A 12009-nucleotide genomic window follows, 5' to 3' on the forward strand; every position below is an offset into this window, starting at 1 on the left:
GATGACGGACGACCCCTTGTGGGTGGACGTCACCTCCCGTTCCTGTGGCCGCGGTGGACGAGGTTCCCGGCCTGGCGGCGCCGCTGTGTGACATCCGGGACGCGGGATGCGTGGCCCCGGACCCGGACAGCGAGGTGATGGACCCACGCACCGGCGACGTGCTCACCGTCGCCGCCGCCTACTGGTCGCACGGCCCGACTAGCGCGTCTTCCGCAGCGCCGGCGCCCTGCGCCGGTACGTCGCACACACACGCGCCGGGCACACGGCGGGATGACCACGAGACCCTGGACCGGACCATCACCCACGACGACGGGTACTCCCCTACTCCCGGCGGAGTAGTCACGGTGGCTCCCACCGCAGGATGACCGCGGGTGTGTCATGGGCGATGCTGAAGCCGTGACAGCTGATCTTCGCCGAGCCGGGACCGGAGACGGGGACGGGACCGGAGACGGGGACGGGAACGCCTTTCCGGCATCCGCTCCGTCCCCGCTCCCCGTCGAGCGCACGCAGCGGCCACGCCGCTCCCGGCCGCGGCGGTGGCTGCGGCGCACCGCGCTGGTCTGTGCCGTCGTACTCGTGGCCGTCACAGCGGCCTCGTTCATCTACAACGGCGTCACGGCCGGGCGCGCCGCGCCGCCGCGGGGGCTCCGGTACGTGCAGGCGGCCGACATCCGTACGCGCTACCAGACCTGGGGTACGGCGGGCCCGCCGGTCGTCCTGGTGCACGGCGCCTTCGAGTCCGTGGACACCTGGTCGCGCCTCGCCCCGCTGCTCGCCCGCGACCACCGGGTGTACGCGCTCGACCTGACGGGCGACGGCTACAGCGACCACCACGGCCCGTACACCGTCGACCATTTCACCCAGCAGCTCCTGGGCTTCCTGGACGCCATGCACCTCGGCGGTCCGGGCGAGCGCCCGCTGCTGGTGGGGCACTCCAGCGGAGCCGCCGTGGTCACCGAGGCGGCCTTGCGGGCCCCCGGCCGGCTGGGGGGTGTGATGCTCCTCGACGGCGACGCCCTCGACACGGGTGCCGGGCCGCCGCCGGCCTTCAAGTACGTGCTGATCGACCCGTACCGCACCAGCCTGCTGCGGCTCGGGCTCGGCATCGACGCCGTGATCCGCAGCCTGTACGACGCACAGTGCGGACCTGCCTGTCCGCGCCTGGACGCCGCCGGTCTGGATCAGTGGCGGCGCCCGCTCCGGGTGCCGGGCGCGGAGGGCGCACTCTGGAGCATGCTGGCCGCGGGCGTGCCGGGCCTGCCCGCGGACCAGGTGGCGCGGCTCGCCGGGGTGCGCCTGCCCAAGTCGGTGGTGTTCGGCGCCCAGGACGACGTGTTCACCCGGCAGACTCCGCGGGAGACCGCCCGGCGCATCGGCGCACCACCCGCGACGCTCGTCCCGGGTGCCCGGCATCTGACGATGATCTCCAGCCCCGAGGCGGTCGCGACGGCCGTGGACAGACTCACGGCGGCATCGATCGCGGCATCTCGGTGACCCCACCGCTGCCCCGGCCGACAAGCTGGGCACTACCGTCCCGGGCTCGTAGGCCCATCGACCGCGGCCTCAGGAGTGCCTCCCTGTCGAGCACCGTTGCGCCTCACGAGCCGGGGACTCAGCGGTTCAGCCGGACCGACGCGCGAGTGGACGTCCCCGCGGCGTCGCGCCGGCGGACGGTCCCGGCAGCCCCGCCCGCCTCGCACCACCCCGGCGCCGCACAAGTACCGCGGCCTCCCAGGACATGGCGGCGAAGACCGTCAGGGACAGCAGCAGGTAGAACACGTAGAGCTTGTGCAGGTCGTCGAGGACGTACCAGACCGACGCGGTGGCACAGAACCAGAAAGCGACCAGTGAGCCGGCGCCGCCCTCCTTGGTGCGTGCCACGCTGACGAGGCAACAGGCGGCGGTCAGACCCAGCAGTGCGGCGATCCCGATGTACGAGTGGGCCCATCCGTCATTGGCGCGCCGCAGTTCGGAGTTGACCGCCACGGCCTCGGCCACGGGCCCCCAGCCGACCGCGCACGACAGGCGTGTTGACCACGGCAGTGCCACCAGGCCCAACAGGCCGGCCCCGGTGGCGACCCAGCCGAAGTGCGCTGTGTCCACCACTTGACCGCGTGCGCACAGCAGCGACAGCAGGCATCCCAGCAGGGCCAAGGCACCGTCGGCCCCGGCGCGCGAGACGAACCTGTGGCGAAGCGCGGGTCGGCTTCCGGAGCGCGTCGTCGAGGGAAGGGGCGCGGGGGCCCGAGCCGTCTCCATGGCGGAGTGGGCCAGGGCGTCGGCGAGGGCGGCGCCCATCTGCCTCGCGTCGGCGAATCGTTCCCTCGGATCCTTGCGCAGGGCCCGCTGAATCACCGCCTCCACCGTCGGCGGCACCTGCGAGCGGAGCCGGGAGACCGGCTCGGGTTCGGCGAACAGGTGCTGATGCATGACGGCGAACGACGACTCCCCGCGGAACGGGGGCTGCCCCGTCAGCAGTTCGTGCAGCAGACACCCCATGGCGTACAGATCGGCCCGGTGGTCGATCTCCGCCCCGCTGATCTGCTCAGGCGAAAGGTAGGCGGGGGTGCCTATGGCGGCGCCGCTGCCGGTGATGCGGGTGGCGGTCTCGGTGAAGGCTTTGGCGATGCCGAAGTCGAGGACCTTCACGGTGCCGGGGCCGGTGCGCATGATGTTCGAGGGTTTGATGTCCCTGTGCACGATTCCGTGTTCGTGGCTGTGCTGCAGCGCGTCCAGCACGGCACATGCCATGGTGATCGCCTCGGCGACGGGCAGGGGGCCGTCGCACATGGCATCGGCGAGGGTCGTGCCCTGTACGTACTCCATCACCAGATAGGGCCGTGGGCCGTCCGGGTCGGCCTCCTCGCCCACGTCGTGGATGGTGGCCACGGCGGGATGGTTCAGTGCGGCCGCCGCGTGTGCCTCGCGTCGGAAGCGGGCCCGTGACTGCGGATCGTGGGCCAACGCCGAGGAGAGCAGCTTGACTGCGACGGTGCGGCGCAGCTGCCGGTCCACTCCCCGATGGACCGTTCCCATGCCGCCCTGCCCAAGCCTCTCGACCAGCTCGTACCGGTCGCTGAGAACCTTCTCCCGCCCCACTCGCGCCTCCCCGTGCATCAGCAACCCGACGAAGCTTACGACGCCCGCACACATCCGCAGACCCGCGACCAGGGTCGCGGCCCAGGCGGCCGGTCTCCCTACCAGGCCGGCGACCTGAGGACGGGCACGGCCGGACGCATCGGGTACTCACCCTGGCTCCGGCCGGCATACGCGCACACCCCTGCGTCGCCGTACGGGCGGCCGCGCCTGCCGGAATGCCCCTGCGCGGCGGAGTCGAACATGTGGCTGAGGCCAAAACGAGGCGGAAGGGGCGGGTCCGGCACCGCCGGCAGCCACGGGACCGCGGATCCGGACACCTCGCGCGCCCGGCGGTGCCGACCGCCGCGGCACCGCACCGGCGGATCTTGGCCCCGAGGATCAAGGAGCAGCGTCCGCGGGGGCGGCGGACAGACCCGGGGCCGCGCCCACCCTCATGTGATCAAACGCCTGGTCAGCGGCTTCTGTCCGGTTCTCACCAGGTGGCGAGTTCGGCTCGGTGCTCGTCCGCCACCGGATGCGTAGCGTCACCGGCCTGCGACGCAGGGAGGTCTGAGGAGCATGGGAAACAGCAGCGCACGCAACGATGTGGGAACGGCCTACATCAACGACGTATTCATGCGTCACCCGCTGACCACGCGGAATCAAGAGGAACTCGAAATCGCCGCCAGGGCCGTCGGCATCCTGCGGCGGAACCAACTGCGGAACGCATTCAAGCGGACCCCCCAGGAAGGGGGTGAGCAGATCGACCCGATCGGGTTCTCCCTGAACAAGGTGCGCTACGGCGGCTTCCCACCGGAGGAGGAGACCGCGCACGAGCGCGGCTGGCGTGCCTACATGAATGTCGGCGTACCGGTCGTCGAGGAACGGAGCGACATCCAGCAGCCCCCTCCCGACATGATCTCCAAGCAGACGTACGTGAATGGCACGGACCCGATCAAAATCACCGTGACGGACACGGTCGAGTTCTCGATTTCGAACACGATCAGCTGGTCGCTCCAGGGCGAGGTGAAGCTCACCTTCGGGGCGAAGTCCATCGCATCGCTCCAGCAGCAGCTCCAGAAGAGCATGGAGATGAAGCAGTACCAGAAGACCACCCTGCTCAACAGCAAGGACAACCAGGGCGTCAACACGGAGTCCCAGACGGAGGCGACGAGCAACACCACGGCCACGAGCTCCGTCACCGGCACCGGGGAGTTGTGGGGAGAGCTCCTGCTCGGGATCACCGGATCCGTCAGTGGTTCGCTGACCACCGAATGGAAGCACCAGTCGTCGGTCAGCCTGGAAATCAGCAGCCGGGCGGACGTCATGGCCACGACGCGGCGTCAGATCCGCCAGTTCGACTACGAATTCCCCGTCACCTTCGGCGGCTGGGTCGCCTTGTACTATCCCGAGCCGGTGGCGGTCAAGGAGACTCCGCCACAGGCCGCCGAGCCGAAGTACTCCCGGGTCATCGCGTGGAAGCTCGGCGAGGCCTCCTTCGATTCCAGCCATTTCGACCTGGCCGACGAAGGGAAGCGGTTCATGCAGAAGGGGACGGCCGAAATCGTCGCTGTCCGTACCGGCGAACACCGCGTTTTCCAGCCGGAAGTACTCGACTACCAGAACCAGAAGCAGCCCCTCTAGCAGGGGTCAGGAGGGAAGCCCGTGTCCTTCAAGAACATCTTCGACAACGGCGGAGACGAAGCCGGTTCCGCCGACAAGTCCGCTCAGGCGCTGGGCAAAGACACTCCGGGAGCCGGTGACGAATCGGAGGCCGTGCGCAAGCTGGAGAGCGAGCGCGACCCGTGGCTCGTACGCCAGACAGCGCACGGGGCGTTCGACGTCATGGGTTTCCTCGGCCCGCTGTTCCAGAACACCCAGGGCGCGGCCGCCGCACAGCGCCAGGTCTCCGAAGACCCCGGTTCGGCGTCCGGCATGGCCTCGGCGACCACGAAGGCGTTCGGCCCGCCGGAGGTGAGCATCAGCGACGAGGACATGCCGAAGCTCGAAGACCTGTCGAAGCTCATCGGCAACAGGAGGAGCTACACCCTCGTCGCGACGGGACTGGGGGCCTCCGAAGGCCTGGCGGTCGACCCGTCGCTGAGCACGGCCTATGTCGCCGATCGGAGCGGGCAGCAGCTGTTCGCGGTGAAGGTCGACACCGGCGCCCAGCGCGTGGCCGCGAGCGGCCTCGGCGATATCGGCGATGTGCGGGTGGACGGCCAGGGCACGGCCTACTCCACCGACTACGGCGGCGGACGCCTGCTCGCGGTGGACCTGTCGAGCGGCTCCTCCCGCAAGATCGCCGATGTGTCGGGCGCCTACGGCGTCGCGCTCGACGCAGCGGGCAAGGCCTGTGTCGCCAGCTGGCTCGACGGTCAGCTGATCGCCGTCGACCTGCCGGGCGGACAGAAGCGCACCATCGCCACCGGCCTGGTGCAGGGCATCGCCGGAGTGGTGCTGGACGGGCGGGGCAAGGCGTACGTCGGCCGGAAGGACGGCGGCGGCAAACTCCACGAGGTCGACCTGACTGACGGCACCCACCGCGTCGTGACCACCCTGTCGGGGTCGAGCACCATCCGTGTGGCCCTCGACGGCACCGGCCGGGCGTACACCATCGACCACGTGAACGGGCGCCTGTACGAGATCACTCTCGCGGACGGCGCGCAACGCGTGGTGGCCACCGGTCTGGGGACGTGCGAGGGTCTCGCGCTGGACACCGTCAACGGCTGGATCTACGTCAGCAACCGTGAGGGCCAGCTGTGGCAGATCAACCAGCGTGCCGCCCAGGCCCTGGGTGGCGTGGGCAAGGTCGTGCCCTAGCCCCAGTAGGCGCCTTCCCTTGCGAAGCCAGCGGTGCTCGGGTGAAGTCGGCGAAGGTGAGCCCGCCGACGCCGTTGCGGTCTCCGCCCCCGCGGCATGATCGGCAGGGCGGTCAGGAAGAAAAATCTCTGCCCTGTTCCTGACCGCCCTGGGGATGGTTGGACTACTTCGACGTGCAGTTGTGCGGATGGCAGGCAGGAACTGCCAGCGGCTGCACCTCAGTTGCAGAAGTTGAGGAGGTCGAGGATGCCGTTGCCGCACTTGTTCTCGTCCCAGCCGCCGTGGCCGTAGGCCGGGGTGGCCTTGGCGGCGACGTGCGTGGCGGGTGTCGCCGCCACGGCGGACGTGGCAGTCGCCACCCCCGCCGCACATGCGATGCCCACGGCGACGCTCACCGCGCATGCTCGCGGAATCCGGGAAACGGTCTTCTTGGGGTGTCGTGTAGTGATCATGAACTCACCATGCACACCCTCGTGGACAGTTGCTCGCCGAGCGCATCCGAGCGGGTGAGCCGCCCCACCGAGCGGGACCGGACCGTCACCGGGCACCCACCGCTGGGGAGGTCCGAGCGGGGCGGGCCTTGGCCGCCATGGAGGAGCCGGACCTCTCTGCCCGCAGCGAATCCGCGACGGCGGGGACACCGCACCCGGGGATCTCCACAGGGCCGTCGAGCGGATCGCCGCCGAGCACACCGGGCAGGGCGACGAGACGATCGCGCGGGACGGTGCCCGGGGCCGCGTCCGGTGTCGCACCATCCGCTCCGGAGCCTCGGCCGGGGCGGAGAGGCCGCCGGTCGGAACCGGAGCCAGGATGAGCCGACGCACCCGACTCGCCTGCCCCAGCGGCAACTTGACAGCGTCGTTCGGTTCATCCGGTGAGGAAGATGCGTTCCCAGTCGGGCGAAACGTCTCGGGTGAGAGAGGCGAGTACGAGTGCGACGCCGGCTGCGCCTTCGAGCAGTCCAGGACTGTCGACGGGGCCGGTGAGTGGATGAAAGTCGCTGAAGCCGAATGGTTTCCGGGGATCGTACTGCCCCATGATCGACCGGAGGCAGGATTCGGTGTATTCGGCCAGCACCGGGTCGTGAAAAGGCAAGTCGTCCTGAAATCTCGTCAGCAGATGGAGGACACCGGCCTCACCATGACAGAACGTCGGGGAAGAGACGCGAGTGACGTCCAGCGGCCGACAGATCGCAGATCTCATGAGCTGGTGCGCGAGTTTCCCCCATGCGGGTTCGCCGAAGGCGAGACCGGCGAGTTGAAGAGAACGAGCGACTCCAAGATTTCCATAACACCACGCGACCCGGCTTGGCGTGCTCGTTGCGTGGTGCGAGTGAGAGTGGTGGCGCCGGTAGGCGACGTCTGGTCCCCACCGGGTCTGTGTCGAACCGTCACGTATGGCGGTGACGAGTCTGTCAGCCGCGCCGTGCATTCCCTGCACCTCGGCACCGTGGCGGGCACAGACGGCCAGCAGGGCGAGTACGCCGGCGATTCCGTGCGCGACGCCCAGATCCAGACATCTGGCCGTGCTGTCTTCCGGTGGCCGGCCGGGACCGGCCGCCGGTCCGGCTGAAGTCCAAAAACCGTCGGGGGCCGGTCGGCCGCTCCAGTCAACGAGGCGGCCCAGCAGGCGGTGCAGCAGGGAGGCTGCGGAGGGGTCGTCCGTCATGGTTGACAGAGAGGCACCGACACCCACCACACCCGAGATCAGGTCGTACTGTTCCAGCGCCGTGCAGCCCGCTTCGGGAAGGCGGTCGAGGGCGGCAGTCGATCGACCGACCAAAAGAGAACCGACACGGCCCAGCGCCCGCGCGTAACGCTGTCCGCCTAGCGAGAGATAGCGCATGGCAAACGCAAGACCGGAAATTCCACGATATAGGCCTAACCCTACTCGGGTCTCCAGGGCAGCCGCAGACCGGGAGATATAGGAATGGGCAACCTCGTCCCAGCCGGAGTCCGGCTCGACACGGAGCATATACCCAAATGCCACAGCCAGACCGACGTCACCAAAGGCTGCGTCAAGAGCAGACCACTGCAGCGCGGGAAAACCTGCCGTCGGACGTGGTTGCTCAATATCTGCCAGCTGTTCTGGATCGCACATCCGGAGGAACACCGACCGACCGATCTGTGCGGCTGTTGTCCGAAGCTCATCAGGCAAGGTCATGGGGCTGTTCCCTGAATGCTGAGATCCTTGGTCACGTGATGCAGACGGTGCACTACGCCGTATTCTTCCCTGCGGTCAAGCCCCAGTCGATTCGCGTGCATATGCACGAGACTGGTGGCGATTTCCGCGACTGTGGAAGTCAGGCCGCCTGCTCGGTCAAGGGCGTTCAGCTCCTGGCCGATAGGGTCGAGTGCGGTATACAGCCGCAGCCGCCAGGAATCGAGGAATGATCCCTGACACAGTGCGGCATGACTGTCGGACAATAGCGTTCGCAACAGTGGTCGACGAATATGAAGTTCCCGGTTGAGGGTCTTTCGCGAGACTGTCGGATCGTCCGAGAACTCGCGGGCGTAGGACAGCTGCATAGTGTTGTAGACGTCGTTGCGAGTGTCGATGTCGAGGCCCAGAGACTTCAGCAGCACGTCGGTGCTGAAGGCCGCAATGTCATACTGATCGACGTCCGGCACAGTATTCAGCAGCTCCGGGGTCACATGGAGGAGATCTACCGCCTCCGGGCTCTCCGCACAGAACACCCGCTCGCACAGCGCCAGGCCGGCGAGCCCTCCGTAGCGTTCGATTTCACGCTCGTAGCCGGTTATCTCGAAACGGTTGATGGCATCGCTGTCCACCAGCTGGGTCAACGCATCCAGCACACCATCCGGGAGTGCGCTGTCGCCTCGGACTCGCAGCCGAAGGTGCGGCAGTGGGTCGGCGTAACGGACGAAAAACCATTCCTGGTCGGCCAGTACGTTGCGCAGGGTAGTGAGAGTGTCCTGAGAAAAGTCGGGCGAGCCATAGAGTTTGAAGAACCACCATCCCTCCCCCGGAAGGCTCAAGCGCTCCCGGCGACCGGCATCGACACTGGTGCGCTTCCGGGGTCGAGGAACGGGCTCCGGATCGACCGCACGCAGCGATACCACCGCCTCGAGGAGGTACCCGTCACCGTGAGCATCGCGAGCTGCGGCATGCCCGAGGCCGGGCAGCGCCTCTTCCACCGCGGTCACTCCCTGACGCATCTGGTGCCGGAGCAGTTCCACGTGCAGCGGGTGATCGAGGTCGAGTAACAGCCGATTGTCGAGCTGTCCGGTATATACATGGCGGGAAACGTTCCATTCGCGGCGCCAACGTTCCAGCTCCGCCCGGGACGCAGATTCGCTGCCGACACCTTCGGGAATGCGCCAGCGCGCCGGTGCAAGCACGACGCGCCCTCTGCGGATCCGGGGCAGGAACGGAAGTCGTTCCATTCCTCCCCAGCCCCAGACAGGGCGCCAATAGCCATCCTCGGAGACCTCGAGCACAAACCGGATCGGATTGGGAGAATAAGTCGGAGTCAGCATGTGTGCCGCCCGCACCACAATGCGTCGTCCAAGCTTTTGTGAACGCAGATACAGCCGTCCCTCTGCAACGCCGACCACCAGGTCAGCGAGTTCTACACGCCGATCACGGGGACCGCTCGCCGTTGTCGATACCGCCAGCTCGTATTCGTGGACCCGGGGGGCCAGGGCCACATTGTTCACGTGCCCGTCGGGATGTACGTAGCTGAGGTCCGCGAAGACGACGTCAGGGTTGGCCGCCTGCTCGTGACAGGCCAGTTCCACGACATGGTCGTTGAATCGCTGGTCAAGATAGGCGAAACGCCCGAAAGCCCGGCCGCCAGGGAAGACTGCCCCGCCCCCGGGGCCGAGGACGGCCTGCCAATCTCCGTCTGGTTGTGCGGCGACCATGAGAAAAGCGTCCACTGACGGTGGCGGCTCGCCCTCCGGAAATCCAAGATCGAGGAGATGTTCCGAGACTATTTCCACCTCGTGAACGCCATCCTTGAGAGCTGATCCGACGAGATCGTGGAGCAGGGCGTCCCGCTGCCTTGTAGCTTGCTGGGCAACCGGCCAGTTTCGCCTCGGCGATGGGTTGCGGAAGTCGGCTGGAGGGCCGATCCCGACTTGTTCGTCGAGCACTTCAAGAAGTGGAACCTCCCGCTCACCGTATCGGCTGACGAATTCGCCGGAATATGCCTGAAGTGCAGGGGAGCGGGCTGGCATGGGACTGAGTCGGAACAAGCAGTCCAGCGCGGATTCCGTTTCCGCTTTCAACTCTGCGGGCAGTGTCCCGGAGAGCGATATCCGCATGTCCGCCTGCAGGTGATTTTGAGACCGGCCAGGCCCCGTAACATTGAGTCGACCCAGTAGTGAGCGCAGTTCACCGATTCCGTCCCCCACCTTCTGGTTCGCATACGTGTCGATGGACTCTGCCAGGTACCGACTCTGCCGAAGTGTGGGAATTCGGGTCTTCGGTGCTTCCGCGAGCAGGTAGGACAGCGGGTCGGATCCATCCATGGGAGGTCGCAGCGTGCTCAACAGGAGATTGTTCTCGAGAAGCGTGGAGAGAAAACGCGTCAGGGCGTCCTCGGTGACCTGTGGGTAGGCCCTTTCCAATCTGTCACGAAGAGCTGAGAACTGAATGGCTTCCTGGGCCCATGCCAGAACCTTCTTGACGGGGTCGGTGCAGCGGATCGATACTCGCTTTCCGCCGTCCTGGTCCCCGCGAGCGTCGCCGTGCATGAGATGGACACGCTCTCCCCGTAGCAGCAGGGCAGAATTCCGGTAGACCCAGAGGTACGACTGCGCGCCAGGGTCGCGCTCCAGGCCATGGACGAGTTTCAGCACTTCGCCGTAGTCCAGTCGGACCGGGCGGTGATGTTCCGTGGGGTTGCCCAGCTCGATATCGAGTTCTGGCCCCCAGCCGACGGGGGCGACTCCGCTGAACATGCCGAACGGTGTGGGACGTGTCGTCGACCGCACCACGTAGCGAGCCAATGCCGTTACGATGCGCCGCTGCTGTTTGGTCGAAAACGCGCTGGGGCTCTGGAAGAACTTCTCCGCATCTTGCGCGAGGGACGGACTGGCAAACCACACCGCCTCCCTGAACGCCGGATCTTCAAAGGCGGTTCGCAACCCTTTCGTCGTCTCGGTCTGCGGAGCGAAGGCCGCAGAGTAGGACCGGACGGACAGGAGCGGGGCGCGGACCATCGCCGTGGATGCCGCAACGTAGTTGGTTGTCGCCGGAATTGATTTTTCGGTCCGCGTCAATCCAGTACCCTTTTGTGGCTCGATCGGTGATCCGCGCCGCGCCCCCAAGAGGGCCGGGGAACCTCTTGTCCCCGACCCTCAGGGCTCCGTGCGGAGTCAGACTGTTCCAGTGCTGCTAGCAGCCGAACACGGTCGGCGAGCACGGGCCGGTGATGCCCGGGGTCTTCTGGGCAGCGGCCTCCTCGGCCTTCGGGTACGTCTCCGTGCGGATGTCCAGGTCGAACTGGTTGGTGTCCACGGTCGTCACGATGGTCTCCATCTGGTGCATGATTTCCTCTCTGGTGTTTCTGTTTTCGTGAAATGAATTCAGCGCCCCGCGACTGTCGGCAATGCCGTTCTGGGGCGCCGGGCCCCGCCGCGCGCGCTCACTCGTGGGCGCGGCCGCGGGCGTATGTGTACGAGGCGAGCAGGATCTGCCAGGCCACCTCGATCTCGTCCCGGTCGCGCGGGCCGAAGAGCAGCAGGGTGTTCTGTATGGGGTGCGGGATCCCCCAGCCCAGGTCGGTGACGTGCTTCTTGGCCGCCGGAGGCAGGGTGAGGTGCACGCTGCCGTCCTGCGGCGGGTGCTGGTGGGCGAACTCGCGGCTGTGCCGGATGAAGGCGTCGTCGGGTCCGGTGCCGAACTCGGGGGCCAGGTGGATGGCGCGGGCCTCGGGGTAGGGCACATGGGTGGGGGCGAGGTAGACGCCGCTGAGCGACCGCATGCGCTGCCAGAACTCCTCCTGGAGCGGCGTAGGGGCGATCTGGTCCAGCTGGCCGTGGGGCACCGGGCCGCGGGTGCGGGGGGCCGGGCCGGGACGGTCGGGAAGGTTCAGGAGGGACATCGCTTTCCTTTCATCATTACGACATCGAACGGTTC

Annotated in this window: 10 protein-coding genes; 4 read left to right on the forward strand and 6 right to left on the reverse strand. The window is 67.4% G+C overall.

What is annotated here, in order from left to right; all coding sequences use genetic code 11:
- Window positions 1-53 precede the first annotated feature (53 nt).
- Together ADK64_RS26610 and ADK64_RS26615 are read left to right on the forward strand one after the other, a co-directional pair.
- Window positions 54-365, forward strand: coding sequence for a hypothetical protein (locus tag ADK64_RS26610; protein WP_159046333.1), 312 nt, complete (start codon window positions 54-56; stop codon window positions 363-365).
- Window positions 366-576: 211 nt separating this feature from the next.
- Window positions 577-1494 carry an alpha/beta fold hydrolase gene (locus ADK64_RS26615; protein ID WP_053662721.1) on the forward strand — a complete coding sequence of 306 codons (918 nt, stop codon included), beginning with the start codon at window positions 577-579 and terminating at the stop codon, window positions 1492-1494.
- 126 nt (window positions 1495-1620) lie between these two features.
- Here the strand turns inward: ADK64_RS26615 and ADK64_RS26620 are convergent, their stop codons facing one another.
- Complete coding sequence (locus ADK64_RS26620) at window positions 1621-3099, reverse strand: protein kinase domain-containing protein (protein ID WP_053662723.1); 1479 nt, start codon at window positions 3097-3099, stop codon at window positions 1621-1623.
- Window positions 3100-3657: 558 nt separating this feature from the next.
- On the opposite strand from ADK64_RS26620, the gene ADK64_RS26625 reads away from it, so the two are divergent.
- Both ADK64_RS26625 and ADK64_RS26630 read left to right on the forward strand, forming a co-directional pair.
- Window positions 3658-4722, forward strand: a complete 1065-nt coding sequence (locus ADK64_RS26625) for a hypothetical protein (protein ID WP_053662725.1) — start codon at window positions 3658-3660, stop codon at window positions 4720-4722.
- 21 nt (window positions 4723-4743) lie between these two features.
- Window positions 4744-5901 (forward strand): hypothetical protein, encoded by a 1158-nt coding sequence (locus ADK64_RS26630; protein WP_053662728.1) that lies wholly within the window; start codon window positions 4744-4746, stop codon window positions 5899-5901.
- A gap of 218 nt (window positions 5902-6119) precedes the next feature.
- On the opposite strand, the gene ADK64_RS46120 is transcribed toward ADK64_RS26630, so the two are convergent.
- The 5 genes from ADK64_RS46120 to ADK64_RS26655 all read right to left on the reverse strand — a co-directional run bounded on the left by ADK64_RS46120 (window position 6120) and on the right by ADK64_RS26655 (window position 11974).
- Entirely contained in the window at window positions 6120-6353 is a 234-nt protein-coding gene (locus tag ADK64_RS46120; RefSeq protein ID WP_159046334.1) for a hypothetical protein, read from the reverse strand.
- Window positions 6354-6768: 415 nt separating this feature from the next.
- Window positions 6769-8064 carry a lanthionine synthetase C family protein gene (locus tag ADK64_RS43445; protein WP_078992841.1) on the reverse strand — a complete coding sequence of 432 codons (1296 nt, stop codon included), beginning with the start codon at window positions 8062-8064 and terminating at the stop codon, window positions 6769-6771.
- Window positions 8061-11150 carry a lantibiotic dehydratase gene (locus tag ADK64_RS43450; protein WP_159046335.1) on the reverse strand — a complete coding sequence of 1030 codons (3090 nt, stop codon included), beginning with the start codon at window positions 11148-11150 and terminating at the stop codon, window positions 8061-8063. Before ADK64_RS43450 ends, ADK64_RS43445 begins: the two co-directional genes overlap by 4 nt.
- 115 nt (window positions 11151-11265) lie before the next feature.
- Window positions 11266-11409 carry a hypothetical protein gene (locus ADK64_RS46125; protein WP_159046336.1) on the reverse strand — a complete coding sequence of 48 codons (144 nt, stop codon included), beginning with the start codon at window positions 11407-11409 and terminating at the stop codon, window positions 11266-11268.
- 106 nt (window positions 11410-11515) lie between these two features.
- On the reverse strand, window positions 11516-11974 hold the full coding sequence (locus ADK64_RS26655) for a luciferase family protein (RefSeq protein WP_053662738.1): 459 nt from the start codon (window positions 11972-11974) through the stop codon (window positions 11516-11518).
- Window positions 11975-12009 lie beyond the last annotated feature (35 nt).

Source organism: Streptomyces sp. MMG1121 (assembly GCF_001280015.1).
GTDB lineage: Bacteria > Actinomycetota > Actinomycetes > Streptomycetales > Streptomycetaceae > Streptomyces.

Coding starts and splice junctions, on each gene's coding strand:
- ADK64_RS26625 (WP_053662725.1), top strand. CDS start 3,658: ATGGGAAACAGCAGCGCACGCAACGATGTGGGAACGGCCTACATCAAC.
- ADK64_RS46120 (WP_159046334.1), bottom strand. CDS start 6,353: ATGATCACTACACGACACCCCAAGAAGACCGTTTCCCGGATTCCGCGA.
- ADK64_RS43445 (WP_078992841.1), bottom strand. CDS start 8,064: ATGACCTTGCCTGATGAGCTTCGGACAACAGCCGCACAGATCGGTCGG.
- ADK64_RS46125 (WP_159046336.1), bottom strand. CDS start 11,409: ATGGAGACCATCGTGACGACCGTGGACACCAACCAGTTCGACCTGGAC.
- ADK64_RS26655 (WP_053662738.1), bottom strand. CDS start 11,974: ATGTCCCTCCTGAACCTTCCCGACCGTCCCGGCCCGGCCCCCCGCACC.